Genomic DNA, 21,552 nt, shown 5'->3' with positions numbered 1-21,552 from the left:
GCAGGTGTCCTGATGGCAAGTAAAGCGTTGAATCGTCCTGTGCAAATGACTTTACTTGGACTGGCGGCAAGCATCTGCCAAAGCCTCTATGCAGAAACAGGTTCTACGGAACCTGTTTTGCTTCCTGTCATTACCATTGAAGTCGCGCGGACTGATGCTTGGCTGAATACGCCCGCTTCTGTGTACCGCATAGAAGCCAAAGACAATCAAAATAATATCGGTGTGAATTTAACCGAAACCCTGCAAGGCGTTCCGGGACTGCAGCTCAATAACCGTGAAAACTATGCGCAGGACTTGCAGCTGTCCATGCGCGGCTATGGCGCGCGCTCGACTTTCGGCGTGCGCGGCATCCGCTTATATGTGGACGGCATTCCAGCCACCATGCCGGACGGTCAGGGGCAGACTTCCAATATTGACCTCAGCAGCCTGGATCATATCGAAGTGCTGGGCGGGCCATTTTCATCGCTGTACGGCAATTCATCCGGCGGTGCAATCTTAACGACGACTAAAGAAGGTACGGGCAAAGACTCGATTGAACTGGGCTATTCCGGCGGCAGCCACAATAAGAGCCGGGCCGATGTGATTCTGCAAGGCGGCGCAGACAAAGCCAGTGAGCCGAGCTATGTCGTCAGTTCATCGTATTTTGACGCCGATGGCTACCGTGAGCACAGCGGCGCGAAAAAACTGCTCAGCAATGCCAAATTGACTTGGGACTTAGACGATGGTTCCAAAGTGAACTGGATTGTGAACCATGTCGATATCAATGCCGATGATCCGCAAGGCCTGACCCGCGCGCAGTGGCAGGAAAATCCAAAACAGCAGGTGCCGTTTTTAAAGCAGTTTGATGTGCGCAAAGAAATTGCTCAAACCCAAACCGGGCTGACCTGGAGCAAGCCGCTGAATGATCAGCATGAGCTGTATGTCATGGCTTATATGGGGCAGCGTGACGTGGTGCAGTATCAGTCTATTCCGGGCAGTGCGCAGGCCAATCCACGCCACGCAGGCGGTGTGATTGATTTTAGCCGTGATTACTACGGGACAGATTTGCGCTGGACCGGCAAGGACCTCTTGCCGAATACCCGTTTGACTGCGGGCTTGGCTTTTGACTCTATGGATGAAGACCGCAAAGGCTATGAAAACTTTGATGCCGGCGGAAATTATGGAGTGAAAGGCAATTTGCGCCGTGATGAAAACAATACGCTGTGGAACTTAGACCCGTATGTGCAAGCCTCGTGGATCTTCCTGCCGGTGTGGACTTTCGATGCCGGCCTGCGCTACAGCAATGTGCATTATGAATCCAAAGATCACTATATTGCCGCGGGCAACGGCGATGACAGCGGCAAAACTGACTATGACAAAGTCTTGCCTTCAGCCGCTTTCAGCTGGGCCATCACACCCAATGTCAGCAGCTATCTCAGCTATGCCAAAGGCTTTGAAACGCCCACCTTTACAGAGATGGCTTATTCGGCCAATGACGGCATGAATTTTAATTTACAGCCGGCCAGCAGCGACAACTATGAGCTGGGCTTAAAAGCGCAAAACGCATGGGGCAATTTCACTGCCGCGGTGTTCCGCAGCAAAACCCACAATGATATTGTTTCTGCCGGCACCATGGATGGACGGGCAACGTATCGAAATGCCGATAAAACGGTACGGGACGGTGCAGAAGTGTCATGGAATAAACAGCTATGGCGCGATTTAAAAGCCGAGGCCAGCTACAGCTATATTGATGCAGTGTTTGACGCTTTTGTTGCTGAAATTCCAAATCCGGCAGATCCTAATAATCCTAAGGCGCCATCGATTGCATCGGGCAATGCCATTCCCGGCATTGCCAAAAATCAGGCTTTTGCCGCTTTGGGCTGGCAGCCGGAAACTGGCTTCAATGCGGGTCTAGATGTGCGCTATATGGATCAGGTCTATGTGGATGATGCCAATAGCGATGCAGCGCCAAGCTACACGGTCATTTCTGCCAACGCGGGCTATGTCTGGGCGCAGGCGGACTGGAAAGTGCGGACGTATGTGCGCGCAGACAATTTATTGGACAAACACTATGTAGGTTCGGTGATTGTGAATGACAGCAATGGCCGTTATTTTGAACCGGCCGATGGCTTGAACTGGAGTGCCGGATTAAGCGTCAGCAAAGCTTTTTAAAGCGGGCACGGCATAATTTGAAAGAGCATTTTTTACCCATGCTTCAATAGTTTTTATTGTTCAAGGATAAAGTTAAAGCAGAGCTTCAAGGATTTTCAAGATAGAATGCGTGTGCAGCCATGATTGGACATGGAATCCATGTCATGCTGCGCAGGCCATTTACAGCAGGCATCCAAGCGGTTATGCCTGCAGCCGATACAGACAAAAAGAGAAACAGCAAGGAGATCAGCGTGGTTTTATTATTTCAGCCGATTCATTTTGACCAGCTGCAGCTGAGCAATCGAATCATCATTGCACCGATGTGCCAGTATTCTGCCAATGAACAGGGGGAGCTGAGCTATTGGCACGAACAGCAATGGGCCAATTATGCATTGTCTGGCGCAGGGCTGTGCATTGTTGAAGCGACAGCTGTGCAGCCGGAAGGCCGCATCAGTTATGCAGATTTGGGACTGTGGAACGATGTGCAGCGTGCTCAGATCAAAGCGCTGCTGGCGAAAGTGAAGACGCTTTCACCGATACCATTCGGCATTCAGCTGGCGCATGCCGGCAGAAAAGCATCGACCGATAAGCCTTGGGATGGGCGCGGCCAATTGGCGCCAGAACATGCGCAGGGCTGGCAAACTGTTTCGGCCAGTGAGCTGTCGTTCAATCCGAAGGATCATGCGCCGCATGCGCTGAGTGCGGCTGAAATTCAGAACCTGATTGCCGATTTTGCAGCATCGGCTAAACGCGCGGTGGATGCCGGCTTTGAATTGATTGAGCTGCATGCAGCGCACGGTTATTTATTGCATCAATTTATGTCGCCGCTGTCCAATCAGCGCAGTGATGAATATGGCGGCAGTTTTGAAAACCGCATTCGCCTCACGCTGGAAGTCTTTCAGGCCATGAAAAATGCGGTGCCGGAGGGCTATCCAATCGGTGTGCGCCTTTCTGCAACAGACTGGATGGAATATGCGGGCGTAGACAATTGGAATGTGGAATCTGCTGCCGGTTTATCTAAAGCGCTGGAACAGCTCGGCGCAGCCTATATCCATGTGTCCAGCGGCGGCCTGCATATCGACCAGAAAATTGACCTGCATGCAGGCTATCAGGTGCCTTTTGCCGAAGCGGTCAAAAAAGCGGTGGGTATTCCGGTAATTGCGGTCGGGTTAATTACAGAAGCGCTGCAGGCTGAAGGCATATTGCAGTATGAACAGGCCGATGCGATTGGCCTAGCCCGGGCCATGCTGTATGACCCGCGCTGGCCGTGGCATGCTGCAGTGGAGCTGGGCGAAACAGTCGCGATTGCGCCGCAGTATTTACGCTGCCAGCCGCATGGATTGCGCGATTTATTTAAACCTTTTGGCGGTTAAGCGGCGCATATTTTCGGCCGTTTTGGATTGATAGCGCCTGCGGCAAAACCGGCTTCAAGCTGAACTGAACTGTACTGTACTGTACTGTACTGTACTGTAATTTAAGGATGATGCTGTGCTAGCGACTGTGCTGTTGCCCATTTGTTTGATTGTATTTTTAGGATATTGGGCGGTTCTGCGCGGCTATATTGCTTCCGCCAATCTTCAGCCGCTGAGCCAATTTGTCATAAAAGTGTCTTTGCCTGCATTTTTGCTGCAGGCGCTGGCCGGGAAGAATCTGGCGGAAATTTGGCATCCCGCTTATTTTCTTGGTTATGGCGGCGGCTCGCTGCTGCTGTTTGTTCTGGCTTACTGGGTGTGCCGTAAGATGTTCAGCCAGCCAATGACGCAGGCCAGTGTTTTGGCGATGGGCGCATCCATGTCCAATACGGGGTTTATCGGCACGGCGATTCTGACGTTGCTGCTCGGCAGCCATTCGGCCGTGTATTTGTCTTTAACGCTGATCATTGAAAATCTCATAATCATGACGCTTATGCTGATTCTGGCCGAGAAGGGGCTGTATCAAAATGCGCTCGATGCGAGCGGCCAGCATATGCTCAACCGCTCACAGCGCCTGTCGCAGCAGGGAACACTCTTTTTCAGCCTGCTGAAACGCTTGCTGCAGAACCCCGTGATTTTAGCGATCATCATCGGCCTGAGCTGCGTGCTGCTGCAGCTGAAACTGCCGGCAGCGCTGGCGCAAGTTTTGGAAATGCTGGGGAAAACCGCTTCGCCTCTGGCGCTGTTTGTGATTGGCGGCAGTCTGGTGAGAATGAAGCTCAGCAGCATCAATCTGCAAAGCGCCGTGCTGGTCTGCTTTAAAGTGCTGCTGATGCCATTGACGATTTTTGGCCTGCTGTGGCTGCTGGATGTCAGCAGGGAAATGCTGTTTGTCGGCACTTTATTGGCGGCGCTGCCGATGCCTGTGGCATTTGGAATTTTTGCCCAGCATTATGGGCTGAATGAGAAAGCTTTGGCGCCGCTGGTGGTCAGCACGGTTGCCGGCTTTATTGCGGTTGGGCTGCTGCTGTCGCAATCGGCTGCTTTTATTGCTGTGCCGTAAACTTTGCCATCAATTTTGCCATGCATGAATGTTTGGCATTGCAGAAACAGTGCTTCAAGGCGCTGCTTATCAAAATAAAAGAGCTAATAAAGCCAAACACAAGGTTTGGCTTTATTCATTTCTGCGCTGCAGATCTCAACGCAGAATCATCATGTTCTATTGCTGCTTAGCTTTTCTTTTGCGCGGCTTTGGGATTCTTCGCTTGTTCTGCAATCAGTTTATTGACTGTCGCCAAAGACTCTTTCGCTTGCGGAACATTTTCTTTCGCTAAAGCGGTGAAAATCTTTTGCGCTTCAGGCAAGTTCTGCGGAATGATGTTGCCGTTTGCAAACATGTTACCGACAGCCATCAATGCTGGAATGTAGCCTTTTTTCGCCAAATCCTGAATGCTGTTCAGGCCCTGCTGGATAGGCTTATCATCCTTGTTTTTAAAGCCCGTGCTGATGTCATACAGCGCTTTGGCATGGATGGCCTGATAGTTGCCTTTTTTCACTAAAGGATCCAGCTTTGCCAAGCCGGCTTTGTCTGATTCTGGCTTGTTTTCAGAAAACAGCAGGACCGCTAAATCCACACTGGCGTCATCAAAACCTTGCGCAGAGGCTTTTTCTAAATACTGTTTCGCTTTGGCTGCATCGGCTTTTAAGCCCATCGTGCCTGCAACGTAGTTTTTAGCGAGCACATAGTTGGCCACAGGATAGCCTTTGGCTGCAGACTGTTCATACAATTCAATGGCTTTCTTTTCATTTTTTGCCGTGCCTTGGCCCGTTTGCGTTAAATAGCCTAAGTTATACAGGGCTTGCGCATTGCCTTGCTTGGCTAGTTTTTCGAGTGCTTTATAAGCGCCAGTCAAATTTTTTGCTTTAACCATTTCTTCAATTTTTGCAAATTCAGGATCAACGCCGTTTGCTGGAGCTTCGGCTAAAGCCCATTGAGAAGAAAGAGCAATTAAACCCGCCAATAGAAGTTTTTTCATTTTTAAACCTTTTGTAATACAGCAGCATAAATCCGTTTATGTGCAGGTGTCTATTCATGTGTTGAAACAGTATGTCTCATCATAATTAGAATTATGTGAAAGTAAATATGCCTTTTGTGAAATATTCCAAGCGGTCTGCAATTGCGGACATGCGGCGGCTGAAGTCAGAACGTTCCGCACAAGGCTGGAATGACATTACTGCTGTTTTCTGAATTGATGCTGAATTTCAGATTTTCCTTTTGCCGCATTTTTTGTTTAAATCTGCGCAGTCCTTCCTTTAAAAGAGCAGATGCATGTTTATTAAAAGCATTAAGCGCAACTATGACAAGATTAACCAAGATGACCGCATTGCGCATGAAGACAAAATTGATGCTTTGCTGATTGCGCTGGGCGGCGCGTTTTTGGTGAGTAAAGAGGACCGTGTTTACCTGTTTAAAAAGGGCGATCTTGAAGCAAAATTTGATGCCAAGCATGCGCGGGACTATTCTTTTAAGGAATACTTATGCAAGGACATGAATAAGCTGTTTCATGGTTTTTGAATAAAAGCGTCTTGTCTTGAAAATGGTGATTTGAGGGAAAGGCTTCGTTGCCTTCCTCATTTTGGCCTTCTGCATAGCAGGTCAATGGAATAATGAAAAATATTAAGTTTCAATAAGATAATAAATTTAAAAACATAAATTGAATATAAAATATACAAGCAGTTTATGATGAAAACTGTTTTATCAGATTAATTGAGATAGCTCTACAGATGATAAAAATAATATCGATCTTATTCATAAGCTTAGCCTGTTCCATAACAAGCTGGGCTCAGCAGCCGAAGCTTGTTCCTCATCCCATCAGCTTGAAAAATGGCAAGCATTTTTCGCTCAATCTGCCGGCGGATTATGAAATCATTCCTGCGGCTGAAGGTTTAAAACGCGTGCGATTTTTTGCTCAAGCGCCAGACGGCAGAATGTTTGTGACCGATATGCACGACTTGTCCGACAATAAAAAAGGCGTGGTATATATTTTGGAAGACTGGAATGCAGCGACAGGGAAATTCGGCAAAGTCATTCCGTATATGACGGGGCTGAGAAATCCCAACTCAGTCCAATTTTATACCGATGCGCAAGGGCAAGATTGGCTGTATTTAGCGGAAACGCATCAGCTCAGCCGGCGGAAATTTACTCCAGGTGAAACTCAGCCCGCCGCTAAAGCTGAAGTTTTAGCGACATTTCCCGATTATGGCTTGAGTTATAAATATGGCGGCTGGCATTTAACTCGGAGCATTGCCGCCGGCGGAAACGGCAAGATTTATGTGTCCGTCGGCTCAAGCTGCAATGCCTGCGCCGAGAAAGAAAAAGTGCGGGCAACCGTTCTGGAAATGAATCCCGATGGCTCGCAGCAAAAAATTTACGCCACAGGCTTGCGCAATGCTGTCGGTTTGAGATGGGTGGGTAAATTTCTGTTTGCCACCAATCAAGGTGCCGATCATTTAGGCAAGGACAAACCAGACGAAACTTTTTATGCGCTGAAACGTGATGCTGATTATGGCTGGCCCTCGTGCTATTCATCAAAAGGGAAAGTTTTAGCTGATCCTAAATTCAGCCGTGCCTCTGGCTGCAAGAATACACCGCCGCCTTATGCTTATTTCCCTGCGCATTCATCGGCACTCGGTTTTGACTATTTTGATCATCCAGATACAGATGACATTCTCAAAAATGCTTTTTTAGTGGCGCTGCATGGCTCTACAGATGCAGCGGTTGGCCATGGCTACAAAATTGCGATTATGCGTAAAGGTCAAAAATTACAGACCTTTATGGATGGGTTTTTAGTGGGGAATACGGTGAATGGCCGCCCTTGTGATATTTATCGGGTTGATGAGAACTCATTTTATTTTTCGGATGATAAAGGCGGCGTGGTTTATTATGTCAGGAAGAGAGCATCCCCCTGACCTTTTATAGCTTTACTTTGATGATCTTTACTCTGAGTTTACTGCGGTCTTGCTACATCGCCGCTTAAATATTCAGGCAAATCCAAGACCGTCACGCCTAGCTCTTCCAAAGCGTCAGGACGCGCCACCACAAGCGAAATATAGCCGCTTTCAAAAGCGGCGCTATTCACCACTTGCACGCCTTTATTCAGCTGTTCGCCCAAAGCTGGAACATCCCCTGAACCCTGAATCGCATGCAGCCAAGCTTTCGGTTTGGCTTTAAACCATAAACGCGCAATAACTTCCTGACCCAAATAGCAGCCTTTGTCATAATGCACGCCTTCACGCTGATGCAAGCGAAGCTCTTGCGGCTGGAACAAGCCTTCCGTTTTTTGAACGATGAAAGCCTGGCCATTTTGGATTGCGGAGATTTCCCAAGCCGTAATATCTGCGACTTCTGCTGAAAAAACAGTCGTGTCTGCTGCAAGTGCCGGAAAAACTGAGCCCGCGGGTTCGAGTTTCATTTTAGAGAAAGCGCCATATTTTTTGATGTGCTTGGAAAATTCGTCTGCCTGGTCGGCAGTGGTGACAATTTCAAAATGTTCAGGATTGACCTTTTTCAGCCACAAACCGAAGTGAATACGGCCTTTCAGATCACAAATGGCCGTATAGCGCGTGGTATTTTCAGCCAATGCCTCTGCATTTAGAGTCACTTGCCCTTGCAGGAATTTTTGCGCTTCGGCGCCAATTAAGGTGAAAGATGTAAATGCCATTGACGTTGACATGACAAGCCTCTATATAAATTTTATCAATCTTGAATATGGATATTTTGCAGCAAGCGCGGCAGATAGGCAAACAAAAAGCCTATATCGCTATAGGCTTGCTGCTTGGCGTATTGAAATGACGTAGCGCTCTGCTCAGTGGCTATGCGCCGATAAATCGCTGGCAGAAGAAACATCACTGGCGTTCATGTCCATATCCATGCCGGAATCCATCGAGGCGTGATGGCTGGGCGGCTCAGCATTGCAATCATATTGATCTCCGCAGATCCGCACGGTTTCCATCATGCCTTGATCTTCATGATCCAGAATATGGCAATGCAGCACGAAGTCGCCTTCAAATTTTTCATATTTGCTGCGCACAAAAATCTTATAGCCTTGCTTGATCAGCAGCGTATCTTTCCACACGCCTTTTAAGCCATGGTACTGCGAATCAATATTGCCGGCGCTGTCTTTATCCGAGCTGCCAATGGCGCTGACATCGGTGCCATCGGCATTCAAAATTTTCACAATTTGAAAAGGATTGATATGGATATGGAACGGATGGTTGGCCAAATTGCTGCTGAGTTCCCATTCCTGTGTTTTGCCGATCGGCAGTTTGCGGACATAGGTATGATGGGTATGGTCTTCACCATGATAAGCATCACCAAAGCCAATCAGCGTGCCATTATCTTCATGGCGCAGGCCGAATTTGACGCTGCCGTCAGTATTGAACAGAATGTCAAAATTGGTGATTTGCTTCGCCATGCCTTTCAGCATTTCGTCCACTTCTGGGGTCATTAGGCTGGCATGCGCTGTAAAGGCAGAAAGATCGCCTTTTGCAACTTGCTGAATGATTTCAGGCGCCAGTCCAATGCGTTCGGCTTGGCCGGCCAAAAAAGCATAGGGTGTTTGTTCTGGAAGCGTGGTCGCCTGAACATTCACCCAGCCGAGCAGCTGCGTATTCAGGATTTCACCGGCAGCGCTGCGCAGCAGTGAGTTGGACTGCGCGGTATTGATCTCATCTTCCAAATTCAGTTTGGCATCATAGACACAATATTTATTCAGGCTGGGAAAGGACAGCATGGCATCCAAACGGTAGCCGGGCTGGAATATTTCAATCCCTTGCTTTTGTACTTGGCCCATGGTGAGGCCATCTTGTGCAATCGTATAAAGCGGCAGGGTTTTCATTGCTTTAAATTGCGATGCCATCGCTTTGCCTTGATATTCGCTGCAGGCAGCAACAGTTTGCTCGGCGGTAAAGGCTTGTGAATCCGGAAGCTCTTTAATGGTCAGGCCAATGGTGTCGCGGATGCCGCCGTGAATCATGCGCCAGCGGTGGTACTGATTTTGATTGGCTTTGATTTCACCCTGCATTTTGCCGTTGATGCTGGTAAAGCGGTTTTCTGTGGCCCAGGAGTTGGGAATATCCAGTTTGGAATAGTCTTCTAAAGCATAGATGCACGGCGAGTCGTCCGTGGGTGTCAGTGCAGGATCACAGTCCTCGCTGTATTGAATCTGCTGGAAGACCATAATTTTTTCATGGTCATCGTTTGATGAGCTGGGGTTTTTCCACAAAATGTCCAAATCGCCATGCTGTGTGACCTGTCCATCGCTGACCGCTGGCTTGCGCTCGCCCTCAATAATCAGCGGGCCGGCCATGCCGCTGGAAACTTGAATGGCTGTTGAGCCATGGACATGCGAGTGATACCAAAAAGTGCCGGCAGGGTGGTTCGGTTCAATCTTAAATTCGTAGTGAAAATCTTCTTTCGGTTTCAGCATTAAAAAGACATTATCGCTATTGCCTTGCGGGCTGACCCATAAGCCATGGGTATGCAGATTGGCGGTATTGAAGCAGTGGCCTTGGTTGATATTGTTCACAGAGTCAGGGCAGGTCGCTGCTGATTCGGCAGGCAGATGATTCACCAAATGGATTTTTAAGCTTTCGCCTTGTTTGGCGCGGATTTGCGGGCCGACTAAAATATCGCTGACACTGCCATCTGCATTTCTGCTGTTCCACAATTCAGGTTTGGTCAGATAGCCGCGCAGATGCAGCGCGTCATTTTCTCCGGTTTCCGGATCAAACAATTGCTGTGTTTTGTAGGTAATAATTAATTCATGTTCACCTGCGGCATTGGCTTTTAGCTGTGGCGGATTGGAAATAACCGCAGGTGAATCAATGGCCTTTTCTTGGATCTGGGATTCTGAAGAGTCCTGATTGCTGTCACCGCATGCATATAGGGCTAAACAGCCCAGCAAGCCGGCTGAGCTAATCATGCTTTTAAACTTATTCATGATTTTCTCCAAAATAAAATGATGCAGTGACAGCTGTTTTAATTGTATTGAAGTCCGCTATTTTTGAGGTTCAAAGCTTATGACATGCGTGCAGCGGGCGTGTGCAAGCGCATTCCATGCAGGCCGTTTTATGTCTTCAGTCTTTTTCCATTCAATTTTTGTCATCGCTATTGTCATTGCGCTTTTTTGATGATTTTTTGGTTCAGTTTATTATTGGAAAGTTTTAAAAAGAGAAGATATCCCCAAAATAGGGGGATGATTTAAGCAATATGTTTCAAACTTTTTATTGTAAATGAGGTTTTTGTCTCATTTTATATATTTGGAGCTCTTGCCGGTGAAAGTCTCAAAGACGTCCGGCTCAGCATGCTGCCGTCAAAGCTAGCTGTGGCGCGCTTTTGAGCGTCTTGGCTGACGAGTAGATGCAAATTTGAGCGGGTCTGACAGCTCTTAGACTAAAGGATTAGCTGGATTTTCCGCTATTTTTCAAAAAAATTCATATTTAGAGCAAATATTCCATAAAAGTTGTTACGGAATGTTTCAAAAACCCCTGTTTTTACACTTAAATATATGAAATATAAATGATTTGGGAAATGGGTTTTCGACAGTGTAGTATGCCAATCATGATAACGCAGTACAAAATGATGCAAGAGGCACAAACGAATGAATAACAATTACCGTAAACCGCTGCAAGGTACCCAGCTCGAATACTTCGATGTACGCCAAGCCGTAGAAGATATTCAGCCAGGCGCATATGCAAAACTTCCATATACTTCAAAAGTTTTGGCTGAACAATTGGTGCGCCGCTGCGACCCAGCCATTCTTGAGCAATCTTTAAAAGAACTGATCAACCGTAAGCAAGATCACGATTTTCCTTGGTATCCTGCGCGCGTTGTGTGCCATGACATCTTGGGTCAAACAGCATTGGTTGACCTTGCAGGCCTGCGTGATGCGATTGCGGATCAAGGCGGCGACCCATCTAAAGTCAACCCAGTGGTGCCAACCCAGTTGATCGTTGACCACTCTCTGGCTGTAGAGTTTGGCGGTTTTGACCCAGATGCATTTGAGAAAAACCGTGCCATTGAGGACCGTCGTAACGAAGACCGTTTCCATTTCATCGAATGGACCAAAACTGCGTTTGAAAATGTCGATGTGATTCCTGCGGGCAATGGCATCATGCACCAAATCAACTTGGAGAAAATGTCTCCAGTGGTGCAAAACCGTGAAGGCGTAGCATTCCCAGATACGTGCGTGGGTACAGACTCACATACACCGCATACCGATGCGCTTGGCGTGATTTCGATTGGTGTGGGCGGTTTGGAAGCTGAAAACGTGATGCTTGGCCGTGCATCGTGGATGCGTCTGCCGGACATTATCGGTGTGGAATTTGTCGGTCAGCGTCAAGCAGGCATCACAGCAACCGATATCGTATTGGCATTGACTGAGTTCTTGCGTAAAGAACGTGTGGTTGGCGCATATCTCGAATTCTTCGGTGAAGGCGCAGACAGCATGTCTGTGGGCGACCGTGCAACGATTTCGAACATGACCCCTGAATATGGCGCAACTGCAGCCATGTTCTATATCGATCAAAATACGATTGATTATTTAACCTTGACTGGCCGCGAAGCGGAGCAAGTGAAATTGGTTGAAACCTATGCCAAAGAAATCGGTCTTTGGGCATCGGACATGAAACAAGCCGAATACCCGCGTGTATTGCGTTTCGATCTTTCAACCGTGACACGCAACATTGCAGGCCCATCGAATCCGCATGCACGTGTTTCTACGGCTGACTTAAAAGCCAAAGGCATTGCAGGCAACTTAGAGGCTGCGCGTGCGCAAGAAGCTGAAGGCTTAATGCCAGATGGTGCAATCATCATTGCAGCAATCACGTCTTGCACGAACACCTCTAACCCACGTAATACTGTTGCTGCAGGCTTGCTTGCACGTAAGGCGAATGAACTGGGCTTAGTGCGTAAACCTTGGGTGAAATCATCATTTGCACCGGGTTCTAAAGCAGCAGCGCTCTACCTTGAAGAAGCAGGCGTATTGGGTGATTTAGAAAAATTGGGCTTCGGTATCGTGGCGTATGCATGCACAACTTGTAACGGCATGTCAGGCGCGCTAGATCCAGTGATTCAGCAAGAAATCATTGACCGTGACTTGTACGCAACTGCGGTACTTTCAGGCAACCGTAACTTCGATGGTCGTATCCATCCTTATGCAAAACAAGCGTTCTTGGCATCTCCGCCTTTAGTTGTGGCGTATGCGATTGCAGGTACGATTCGTTTTGACATTGAAACAGATGCATTGGGTACAGACAAAGACGGCAATCCAATTTACTTAAAAGACATTTGGCCATCAGATGCTGAAATTGATGCATTGGTGAAAGAAGCAGTGAAGCCTGAACAGTTCAAAAAAGTCTATATCCCAATGTTTGATTTGGGTGTGGCTGAAAAATCTGAAAGCCCGTTATACGACTGGCGTCCGCAAAGTACTTATATCCGCCGTCCGCCGTACTGGGAAGGCGCGTTGGCTGCACCGCGTACTTTGGCGAATATGCGTCCGCTTGCAATCTTGCCGGATAACATTACCACTGACCATTTATCACCATCGAATGCGATCATGATGGATTCGGCTGCGGGTGAATATCTGCATAAAATGGGCGTGCCTGAGGAAGACTTCAACTCATACGCAACGCACCGCGGTGACCATTTGACGGCACAGCGTGCGACATTTGCCAACCCGAAACTGTTCAACGAAATGGTGGTCCGTGCTGACGGCACGATCAAGCAAGGTTCGAAAGCACGTGTAGAGCCAGAAGGCGAAGTGATGCGTATGTGGGAAGCGATTGAAACCTACATGAACCGTAAGCAGCCGCTGATCATCATTGCAGGTAAAGACTACGGTCAAGGTTCAAGCCGTGACTGGGCTGCGAAAGGTGTACGCCTTGCTGGTGTGGAAGTGATTGTTGCGGAAGGTTTTGAACGTATTCACCGTACTAACCTTGTGGGTATGGGCGTGCTGCCGCTTGAGTTTAAAGCAGGCACTGACCGTAAAACCTTGAAGCTGGATGGTACTGAGCTGTATAGCGTGATTGGCAATATTGCGCCGCGTTCTGACCTGACTTTGGTGGTTGAGCGTTCAACTGAGAATGGTCAAAATGAAATCATTAAAGTGCCAGTAACTTGCCGTTTGGATACAGAAGAAGAAGTATCTGTATATGAAGCAGGCGGTGTATTGCAGCGTTTCGCGCAGGACTTCTTGGAAGCGAGTGCGGCGTAAGACTTTAAGCCGATATAATTGATTTTGTTGTAAAAAGACCCTACATTTATGTGGGGTTTTTATTTGAGAAAAAAATGAGTAATTATTTTGATATTGCATATGCTGCTGTTAATAATCGATTATGTCTTATAACTGGAGCAGGCTTTACTAAAGCAATTACTAACCAAGAAGCCCCAACATGGGAAGACCTGTTAAAGAAATTGTGTGAAAAATGTGACAACACTGGAGAGCTTGAAAAAAAACTTTTTCAAAAAATGATAAAAGAAAAATGTCCTAAATGTACTGAAGAGCATGAGTTTATTGTTAATATGCCACTTTTAGCTTTAGATGAATTAGCAGAAATCATATCTACTAAATTAAAAGAAAAAGAATTCGATATTTATGAAGAGATAAAAAAAATAATTGAACCTTTAGAGCTTTCTGGGAAATATGAAAATATAGAAAAGTTTTTTAAAGAACAGTCATTTAGAGTGGTTACAACGAACTACGATAAATTAATTACACAATTATGTGAAGAGGGAGAGTGTCAAACCATTTCACCTGGAATGCTAATTCCACGTTTGAGATCTAAAGTAAAAGTTTATCATGTGCATGGTTCAATTGACGCGCCAAAACATATGATTGTAACATCTAATAATTATTTTAATTTCATGAGTTCTGAAAGCTATTTTTCAAGAAAGCTAAGTACTTTACTTTATGAAAATACAATAGTTATCCTTGGTTATGCATTAAATGATAATAATTTAAAATCAATATTTAATAATTATAAAGAGTTTTCTAAGAGGGTTATGACAGCTCCTAATATTATTTTAGTTACTAGACGAGAAATTGAAAAAAGTATTAAAGATTTGTATAAAAATGCGTATAACATGCGCGTGATTGATGGAGTGGAAATTGATCTTTTCTTTAAGAAACTAAACATTCAGATTCCAAAAGCCGAAGCATGTAAAAAAAGATCTATGAAATCCATAAAAAATGTTATGGATGGTAAACTGAATAACGTTTACAAAGAAGACTATTTACGATCAAGTGATTCATTCTTTGAAATTTTTAATGCAATGACCTCTTCTGGCTATGAGTTTAATTCTAAAATAGCACAAAATAAATTTTTAGATATATTTGAGAAAAAGAAATCACTCACAAGTGAAAGTGGCGCATGGAATCAATATAGTGAGCTAGCAAATTGGCTAACATATTTTCTTGCCAGTATAGATATCTCAAGGTTTCATAATAAGGATAAATTTTTGGAAATAATATTCCATTCATTCGATACCATGAGTGAGAAATTATTATTAGGTTATTCTTGGGAAGCTTATTCAATATGGAAAAAGCAATGGAATGATCTCAATGAAAATAATAAAAAGTTGATATCTGATTATTTAGATACAAAAGGCAAGAAAATCGATTTTATTTGATTTTAGTATTTGTTGATTAGAATACGATCAACATATACCTATCATAGGATATATATCAAAACTAATGAAGTAGCCCTATGACTAACGCAAAAGTTTTTATGACAGGTCGTAGTCAAGCCATCCGTTTACCGAAAGAATTTCGCTTTGAAGGTAAAGAAGTTGAAATCTTTCGTCGTGGTGGTGAGGTGATACTTTGAGAAAAAATTAGTCATAGCAGATCAGTTATTTAAAGTTTTGGCGCGAATGCCAGACGATTTCTGTGCAGAAACAAGAGTGGATGAACCACCGCAAGAACGAGAAGATTTGTAAAGTATAAAATTGGACAGAAATCCGCCCGAACAAGAAATTAAGGAAAAACTCTTCCATATCGTTGTAAGCGGTGCAATCAATACCACTTTTTACGATATATGTATTTTTAACAGGTGCTTAGAAAACCCATAGAATACTAATAAATGCTAATACGTGTCGTGACTTTAATTTTACGACAGTCAGGATGACCTGTTACAAGGCTTGTAATTTTAAAATCATCAAAATACACTTTTCCTTTTTGCATATTAAACTGCTCAGGTGTTTTAATTTCTAAACATTCAAAAGGTTGCAGAGCATTGAGTATTTGCTTTTGTGGCTCAGTCATTTTTTTCGTAGCTAAATAAACATAACCTTTGGTTGTTTTTAACAGCACAGCATCATTTTGCATTTCAGCAGAAGAAGTCAATTTGACAACATGGGTTTTCAAGACCTTGCATGCGCTACATATCAGTGTGATCAATACCAAAAGAGCAATAAGTTTTATTTTCATAGGGCAAACATTTTCTGATTGTTAGCGAAGTAAACATGAAATAGATTTCATCTGCAAGCACATGCAATACATAAATATTTGTGAAACGAGAGATTATATTTGACGATTGAAGCATGCTAAAAGACCTCAAAATAAATTGAAACAAATACCGTAAATAGGAAATTCAAATTATTTTTAAAATTTTGAGAGAATAAAATAGATAAAAGTGTAAATTTGGTCACAAAACAATAATCTATCTGGTGAAAAAATCATTTTTAGTATTTCTTGCAAAAATGACATCATCATTTATTAAAATAGACAATAGACAGCTGTTATAATTTGGATATACACTAAGTTCACCATTTCTAAAACCTATGGAGAACAAAAATGGTTACTGCTGGCTCTAAACCCGGAACAGGCTTCTATTTTTGTGTCAAATGCGGACACCGCACCTACTTAGAAATTGGTACTGATCGTTTACCACCGTGTACCAAATGCCAAGGCAATCAATTTAACAATAAGAATGCCTAAGCTGCAAAAAAACAAACAGCTACCCGCTGCTTTGAACAAAAGCCCTGTCACACGATAGGGCTTTTTATTGCCTGCCAAGCGTGCTGTAATCAACATAAATCATCCGTTCGTAAAATAACAACGCGCCACAAGGCAGGGAGCAAGCATGATCGAAACTATCATCGGACTGTGCATCGGCATTGGACTCAGCGCGGCTTGCGGCTTTCGCGTATTTGTTCCGCTGTTTGTCATGAGCCTTGCTTCACTGACAGGCTGGTTTGAACCTATGAAAGGCTTCGAATGGCTGGCGATGCCATCGGTCTGCATCGCGCTGGCGGTGGCAACTTTATGTGAGGTTGCCGCTTACTACATCCCTTGGGTAGACAATGCCTTAGACACCATTGCCACGCCTGCGTCCATGATTGCAGGCACCTTGGCGACAATGGCTGTCAGCAGCGGTGAAATGTCGCAATTTGCCAGCTGGGCCGCGGCGATTATTATTGGCGGAGGCACCGCAGGCGTAGTGCAAATGAATACTGTCGCTGCCCGTGCCGTGTCTACCGGCGCAACAGGCGGCATTGCCAATCCGCTGCTTTCTACAGGCGAACTGATCGGTGCGGTTTTGCTTTCTGTATTGTCCTTGATCGTGCCTGTGCTGGCTGTTTTACTGGTCATTCTTAGCGTCATTTGGATTGTGCGCTGGATTCACCGGAAACGCGCGGCAAATCTTGACCATCCTGCAGCATAAGGGAAGAGCCAGTTTTATAGAATAAAAGGCTGTTTTATATCAAATTTAAAAAACAGCAGATTTCAATTTCTCCTGAAATTTTGATTGATTTTTACGCAATAAAGGCATAAAAACAATATGGAGTTAAATCCGTAATTATTTTATGGGATTGTTCGCCTTTAAACTTTAAAAAAAATATTAGGGGAATGCTGCATGATAAAATTTATTGTTGATGAAAATGCTTTGCCAAATGGCGTGCATCAAATTCATAACGCCTCATTGGGCTGTGAAGCGCTGCCGGAATTTGAGGATCAAATCCTCATTGGCTATTTTGCAGATTTTAAGCTGGCCTATAAACGCGCCAGAATGAATTGGCCGACAGAAAAGGTCGAAGGCTGCAGCAAATGCTGTGAGCTTTGATGGCTGTTTGAATTTGATGGCTATTTAAATTCGAAAGTTATTTAGATTTGAAAACTATTGGAATTTGAATGCCATCTGAAACAGCGTTCAGCGTGTTTCGGAAGATCGGGCGGCGCAAAGCTTTAGATGATGTATTTGAAATAAAGGCATTGAATGCCGCTGTCGCAAACATTAGATGGCTATACATAAGAACTCTGCTGTTGGGCAGAGTTTTTTATAGCCTGCTATTCAAGAGCATCGCTGTGAAAATATGCGCTTTTTAACTTTAACGCTAACTAAAGCGGCCCGCTGAAACTGAACCCGCCAAACCTCAAGCCGTTTAACATCAGTTAAACGGGGATAACCCAAATAGAACAAAACAGGCAGGGCTGAATATGCGCAAAATTTTCAGGTTCGGCGCATAGATGGAGAACATGATGTTCAAAGCATGTAAAAACCAATTGCAGCTGTTAAGCGGTGCTCTTTGCGCATCCGTACTGTTGAATGCGCCTGCTGATGCCGCCGGTTCATCATCCGCTGCGCCTTTATCTGCCGAGCATATACAGCTGCAAAAAGACCAGCAGAAATACCAAGCGTATCTTCCGAAAAATTATGTGCTGTTTGAAGCGCTGCAGGGTGATTTAAACAAAGACGGCAAGGCCGATGCGGTGCTGATCGTTAAAAGCACGGATCCCAATATGTGGCTCAAAAATCAATTTGGCGAAAAAGTGGACCGCAACCGCCGCGGCGTGATCGTGCTGCTGCATGACAAGGGCAGCTACCAAAAAATACTGCAAAATCTTTCCGCTTTTTCTTCAGAAAATGAAGACGGCGGCGTGTATTTTGCGCCGGAACTGGCTCCATCTATCGAAAAAGGGCTGCTGAAAATCCATTATGCGCATGGGCGCTATGGCTATTGGACATACACGTTCCATTTGGAAGGCTAGGACATGCGCCTAATCGGCTATGATGATTCTTCAAATCACGGGCCAGTGGTGGACAGTGAAACCAGCATCAATTTTTTAACGCAGAAAAAGCGCCACAGAGATAATTTAAATAAACATCAAGATGATGATGAACTGCATTTTAAAGAAACGTGGAGCCGTGTCCATGCGGTCCCGATCTATCTTTCAAGCATAAAAGATTTTGATGCGCTGGATTTCTCGGATATTCAATAAAAGGCCGACGCAAAATCATTATTCAAACAGCTGGAACTGGCATAGAATAGAAAGAAAGACTCTCAATGGAGATCTGCCATGAATATGATTCACTTGACCGATTTCTTGCTGTACAGCTTAATTATTAATTATTTGATTTTAATCATTTGGTTTGCCGTTTTTGTCTTTGCTAAAGACTGGATGAAACAGGTGCATGGACAATGGTTCAATTTGTCCAGCGGGCAGTTTGATGCTGTGCATTATGGCGGAATGGCGGTCTATAAAATTGGCATACTGCTGTTGAATCTGGTGCCTTTTATCGCCTTGAAAATGCTGAGTTAATGCCTGCCCGGAGCCTAAAAAATTCATTCATTGATCAATCAGGCTGTTGCGTTGAAATTGCCTGAAACGCTATGCTCAAGCAAGCAAATGATTGAATTGGAGCGGGGCTGAATGAACGGAAAAACAGAATGCCATGCCTGTTTGGTGTGCAAGCAGAATTTTCCTCTGAAAAATCTCATCCCGATGGGGACTGTGCGTAAAGTCATTACCGAAGAAATCGGTCAGGACTATCCAGAGTGGAGCGTTCAGGACTACATTTGCCAGTCCGATTTGACCAAATACCGTATGCAGTATGTGCAGTCTATTCTCAGCTCCGAACAGGGCGAGGTCTCTACTTTAGAATATGAAGTGCTGAACAGCATGCAGCAGCACGACTTGATCAGTAAAAATGTCGAAGACAAACTGGAGCAGCAGTGGACTTTTGGCGAACGGCTGGCTGATAAGATTGCGACTTTTGGCGGCAGCTGGTCATTCCTGATCTGCTTTACGATGTTTTTAGCCATCTGGATTCTGGTCAATACGGTGGTGATGGTGAAGCATCCTGCGGACCCGTATCCTTTTATTCTGCTGAATCTGATGCTGTCCTGCCTTGCTGCGATACAGGCGCCGATTATCATGATGAGCCAGAACCGTCAGGAAGCCAAAGACCGCATGCGTTCAGAAAACGACTATCAGGTGAATTTAAAAGCTGAATTGGAAATCCGCCATTTGCATGAAAAGATGGATCATCTGCTGATGCATCAATGGGACCGTTTGGCCAAGATTCAGGAAATTCAGCTGGATTTGCTGTCCGAGATGAGCAAAAAGAAACCATAGCGGCTTGGAAAGCATCTGCAAGGCAGAGCGTGATGCTGTTCTTTGGAGAAAATATTCCTCTTAAAATGGATTTTTATGCAATAAAAATAGTGAAAAAATCCCTTAAAGGGAAAAAATACTTTGATTTTTAAGCCGAGCGAAAAATATTCCTAAAATTTCTGAAAATCGTCCAATCTTCGGGAATTAATCCCTGAGCTCATTGGCTACTATAAGTCTCAAGGGTGTGACAGAGATCGAAAAGAGCAGCATGCTGTGCGGGCGCAAAACGCGTGAGCAGTACTTACCCAAAAGGTCTCGATTCGGCTTAGGACGCTATAGATCACAAGTTTATAGGCTATAAGATCAGGACTTACAAAGTCAGGATAGTTGAAGTAAACGATTCAGTTTTCTCTTACACCGCCCTAAAAAATTTCTAAATCTGCATATTATAATTTCTACAGCAACTTCTTCTGCTGCATCTATCCCAATCCATTGACAGCATTCCAATCCATCTGCAGCGCATCAATCTCTAAACAATATTAAATTCATTCAATTTAAGCTCATGTGCATTGAAGCGATGGCTCTCTATTCCTGCCGGGATGCTTTGATAAAACTGCATGTGCATGCGGTTGTTTTTTATGCATGTCAGATTTATGAAAACTTATGTGAATTATGTCGCTAAATTTCGTTTCTGAAGATGATGAAGAGCAGATAATCATTTAAAAACAAAATGATGGTTTTTTTAAAACGCTTGATAAAATTTACCAAAGAATATAATTAAGGCGAACAGCAATGGCTATATTTGATTTGGATATTAGACAGCCGCAGCACCATTCGGATGATGAAGCTGAGTCTTTTGGAGATATGTCTGCCGAAGAAATCATGGAAAAATTCAACGCCATGAATTGGAAGCAGCTGCAGATTCTAATGCTGCAGATGCGCGGCGGAAAAGCGGTATTTACAGCAACAGATATTGAGCAGAATCTGGCAATGCAGGTCAGCCTGATTGAAATGCCGGAAAGCGGCGCGCTGGCCTTTGATGTGGAAAGCGATATAGAAGTTGAGGTGGAGCAGAGCAATTTATTTGGCTTGCTGAAATACCATGCCAAGAAAGATGTTGCGTTGCCGCATTTAAGCTTAACGGAAACGCGGGAGATGCTGGATGCTTTTACCCATCAAGAGCTGGATAAAATCCGCCAATTCTATCTGCTAAAGACCCATGTATCTGCGGCGGAGCAATGAAGTTTTGCATCTAAGTGGCAGGGCGGAAGGCATGTGCAGCTGAAGAAAGGCTGCACATCGGCGGCTTAGCCTGAGAAAACATGGGCAGAAAAGGGATGGACAAAATTCTCTAAAAAAGGATCAAATGTGATAAAAAAAATGAATAAATTGTATTGAATGGAAATAATTTTCATAATTTAAGTGTATGTGGGAAATTTTTTTAAATTTTAAGAAAATTGCGCGCTTTCAGGGAAACAATCCCGCAGCCTATTGGCTACTATAAGTCTCAAGGGTGTGACAGAGATCGAAAAGAGCAGCATGCTGTGCGGGCGCAAAACGCGTGAGCAGTACTTACCCAAAAGGTCTCGATTCGGCTTAGGACGCTA

The 21,552-nt window shown here is 44.9% G+C and carries 17 protein-coding genes and 2 pseudogenes; 15 read left to right on the top strand and 4 right to left on the bottom strand.

The window, feature by feature from the left end:
• The first annotated feature begins 12 nt into the window (after positions 1–12).
• From ACE3T3_RS12285 to ACE3T3_RS12275, 3 genes are all read left to right on the top strand, one after another.
• Positions 13–2,151 (top strand): TonB-dependent receptor domain-containing protein, encoded by a 2,139-nt coding sequence (locus ACE3T3_RS12285; RefSeq protein WP_374667329.1) that lies wholly within the window; start codon positions 13–15, stop codon positions 2,149–2,151.
• A 230-nt stretch (positions 2,152–2,381) separates the two neighbouring features.
• Positions 2,382–3,503: an NADH:flavin oxidoreductase/NADH oxidase gene (locus tag ACE3T3_RS12280; protein WP_374667402.1), complete on the top strand. Its 1,122-nt coding sequence runs from the start codon at positions 2,382–2,384 to the stop codon at positions 3,501–3,503.
• 115 nt (positions 3,504–3,618) lie between these two features.
• Entirely contained in the window at positions 3,619–4,605 is a 987-nt protein-coding gene (locus ACE3T3_RS12275; RefSeq protein WP_374667327.1) for an AEC family transporter, read from the top strand.
• Between the two features lie 166 nt (positions 4,606–4,771).
• On the opposite strand, the gene ACE3T3_RS12270 is transcribed toward ACE3T3_RS12275, so the two are convergent.
• Positions 4,772–5,578, bottom strand: a complete 807-nt coding sequence (locus ACE3T3_RS12270) for a tetratricopeptide repeat protein (RefSeq protein WP_374667325.1) — start codon at positions 5,576–5,578, stop codon at positions 4,772–4,774.
• A gap of 293 nt (positions 5,579–5,871) precedes the next feature.
• Between ACE3T3_RS12270 and ACE3T3_RS12265 the strand changes: the two genes are divergently transcribed.
• Both ACE3T3_RS12265 and ACE3T3_RS12260 read left to right on the top strand, forming a co-directional pair.
• Positions 5,872–6,117: a hypothetical protein gene (locus tag ACE3T3_RS12265; RefSeq protein WP_374667323.1), complete on the top strand. Its 246-nt coding sequence runs from the start codon at positions 5,872–5,874 to the stop codon at positions 6,115–6,117.
• 209 nt (positions 6,118–6,326) lie between these two features.
• Positions 6,327–7,511 carry a sorbosone dehydrogenase family protein gene (locus tag ACE3T3_RS12260; protein WP_374667321.1) on the top strand — a complete coding sequence of 395 codons (1,185 nt, stop codon included), beginning with the start codon at positions 6,327–6,329 and terminating at the stop codon, positions 7,509–7,511.
• A gap of 38 nt (positions 7,512–7,549) precedes the next feature.
• On the opposite strand, the gene ACE3T3_RS12255 is transcribed toward ACE3T3_RS12260, so the two are convergent.
• Together ACE3T3_RS12255 and ACE3T3_RS12250 are read right to left on the bottom strand one after the other, a co-directional pair.
• Entirely contained in the window at positions 7,550–8,275 is a 726-nt protein-coding gene (locus tag ACE3T3_RS12255; protein ID WP_374667319.1) for a folate-binding protein YgfZ, read from the bottom strand.
• A gap of 132 nt (positions 8,276–8,407) precedes the next feature.
• Positions 8,408–10,543 carry a multicopper oxidase family protein gene (locus ACE3T3_RS12250; protein ID WP_374667317.1) on the bottom strand — a complete coding sequence of 712 codons (2,136 nt, stop codon included), beginning with the start codon at positions 10,541–10,543 and terminating at the stop codon, positions 8,408–8,410.
• Positions 10,544–11,203: 660 nt separating this feature from the next.
• Here ACE3T3_RS12250 and acnD point away from each other — a divergent pair.
• The 3 genes and pseudogenes from acnD (at position 11,204) to ACE3T3_RS12235 (ending at position 15,546) form a co-directional block, all read left to right on the top strand.
• The gene (acnD, locus tag ACE3T3_RS12245) at positions 11,204–13,822 is read left to right on the top strand and encodes a Fe/S-dependent 2-methylisocitrate dehydratase AcnD (protein WP_374667315.1); all 2,619 of its coding nucleotides are present in this window, start codon (positions 11,204–11,206) and stop codon (positions 13,820–13,822) included.
• Between the two features lie 74 nt (positions 13,823–13,896).
• A complete protein-coding gene (locus ACE3T3_RS12240; protein ID WP_374667313.1) occupies positions 13,897–15,237 on the top strand; it encodes an SIR2 family protein in 1,341 nt (446 codons plus the stop codon).
• 77 nt (positions 15,238–15,314) lie between these two features.
• Positions 15,315–15,546, top strand: a pseudogene (locus tag ACE3T3_RS12235) (antitoxin).
• A gap of 136 nt (positions 15,547–15,682) precedes the next feature.
• Here ACE3T3_RS12235 and ACE3T3_RS12230 read toward each other — a convergent pair.
• On the bottom strand, positions 15,683–16,036 hold the full coding sequence (locus ACE3T3_RS12230) for a hypothetical protein (protein ID WP_374667310.1): 354 nt from the start codon (positions 16,034–16,036) through the stop codon (positions 15,683–15,685).
• Positions 16,037–16,402: 366 nt separating this feature from the next.
• On the opposite strand from ACE3T3_RS12230, the gene ACE3T3_RS12225 reads away from it, so the two are divergent.
• From ACE3T3_RS12225 to ACE3T3_RS12195, 7 genes and pseudogenes are all read left to right on the top strand, one after another.
• Complete coding sequence (locus tag ACE3T3_RS12225) at positions 16,403–16,546, top strand: hypothetical protein (RefSeq protein WP_086179435.1); 144 nt, start codon at positions 16,403–16,405, stop codon at positions 16,544–16,546.
• Positions 16,547–16,694: 148 nt separating this feature from the next.
• Positions 16,695–17,273, top strand: a complete 579-nt coding sequence (locus tag ACE3T3_RS12220) for a DUF4126 domain-containing protein (RefSeq protein ID WP_374667400.1) — start codon at positions 16,695–16,697, stop codon at positions 17,271–17,273.
• 192 nt (positions 17,274–17,465) lie between these two features.
• Positions 17,466–17,672 carry a hypothetical protein gene (locus tag ACE3T3_RS12215; protein ID WP_374667308.1) on the top strand — a complete coding sequence of 69 codons (207 nt, stop codon included), beginning with the start codon at positions 17,466–17,468 and terminating at the stop codon, positions 17,670–17,672.
• Positions 17,673–18,085: 413 nt separating this feature from the next.
• A pseudogene (locus ACE3T3_RS12210) lies at positions 18,086–18,829 on the top strand (hypothetical protein).
• A gap of 78 nt (positions 18,830–18,907) precedes the next feature.
• Entirely contained in the window at positions 18,908–19,150 is a 243-nt protein-coding gene (locus ACE3T3_RS12205) for a DUF6868 family protein (protein ID WP_374667306.1), read from the top strand.
• A 111-nt stretch (positions 19,151–19,261) separates the two neighbouring features.
• A complete protein-coding gene (locus tag ACE3T3_RS12200; protein ID WP_374667304.1) occupies positions 19,262–19,966 on the top strand; it encodes a DUF1003 domain-containing protein in 705 nt (234 codons plus the stop codon).
• A 771-nt stretch (positions 19,967–20,737) separates the two neighbouring features.
• Positions 20,738–21,187 carry a hypothetical protein gene (locus ACE3T3_RS12195; RefSeq protein ID WP_374667302.1) on the top strand — a complete coding sequence of 150 codons (450 nt, stop codon included), beginning with the start codon at positions 20,738–20,740 and terminating at the stop codon, positions 21,185–21,187.
• The last annotated feature ends 365 nt before the right edge of the window (positions 21,188–21,552 follow it).

Source organism: Acinetobacter sp., from assembly GCF_041919735.1.
Classification (GTDB): Bacteria; Pseudomonadota; Gammaproteobacteria; order Pseudomonadales; family Moraxellaceae; genus Acinetobacter.
The sequence above is the reverse complement of the archived record's forward strand: the minus strand, read 5'-3'. Positions and strand labels throughout refer to the sequence as shown.

Coding starts and splice junctions, on each gene's coding strand:
- ACE3T3_RS12285 (WP_374667329.1), top strand. CDS start 13: ATGGCAAGTAAAGCGTTGAATCGTCCTGTGCAAATGACTTTACTTGGA.
- ACE3T3_RS12270 (WP_374667325.1), bottom strand. CDS start 5,578: ATGAAAAAACTTCTATTGGCGGGTTTAATTGCTCTTTCTTCTCAATGG.
- ACE3T3_RS12265 (WP_374667323.1), top strand. CDS start 5,872: ATGTTTATTAAAAGCATTAAGCGCAACTATGACAAGATTAACCAAGAT.
- ACE3T3_RS12260 (WP_374667321.1), top strand. CDS start 6,327: ATGATAAAAATAATATCGATCTTATTCATAAGCTTAGCCTGTTCCATA.
- ACE3T3_RS12255 (WP_374667319.1), bottom strand. CDS start 8,275: ATGTCAACGTCAATGGCATTTACATCTTTCACCTTAATTGGCGCCGAA.
- ACE3T3_RS12250 (WP_374667317.1), bottom strand. CDS start 10,543: ATGAATAAGTTTAAAAGCATGATTAGCTCAGCCGGCTTGCTGGGCTGT.
- acnD (WP_374667315.1), top strand. CDS start 11,204: ATGAATAACAATTACCGTAAACCGCTGCAAGGTACCCAGCTCGAATAC.
- ACE3T3_RS12240 (WP_374667313.1), top strand. CDS start 13,897: ATGAGTAATTATTTTGATATTGCATATGCTGCTGTTAATAATCGATTA.
- ACE3T3_RS12230 (WP_374667310.1), bottom strand. CDS start 16,036: ATGAAAATAAAACTTATTGCTCTTTTGGTATTGATCACACTGATATGT.
- ACE3T3_RS12225 (WP_086179435.1), top strand. CDS start 16,403: ATGGTTACTGCTGGCTCTAAACCCGGAACAGGCTTCTATTTTTGTGTC.
- ACE3T3_RS12215 (WP_374667308.1), top strand. CDS start 17,466: ATGATAAAATTTATTGTTGATGAAAATGCTTTGCCAAATGGCGTGCAT.
- ACE3T3_RS12205 (WP_374667306.1), top strand. CDS start 18,908: ATGAATATGATTCACTTGACCGATTTCTTGCTGTACAGCTTAATTATT.
- ACE3T3_RS12200 (WP_374667304.1), top strand. CDS start 19,262: ATGAACGGAAAAACAGAATGCCATGCCTGTTTGGTGTGCAAGCAGAAT.
- ACE3T3_RS12195 (WP_374667302.1), top strand. CDS start 20,738: ATGGCTATATTTGATTTGGATATTAGACAGCCGCAGCACCATTCGGAT.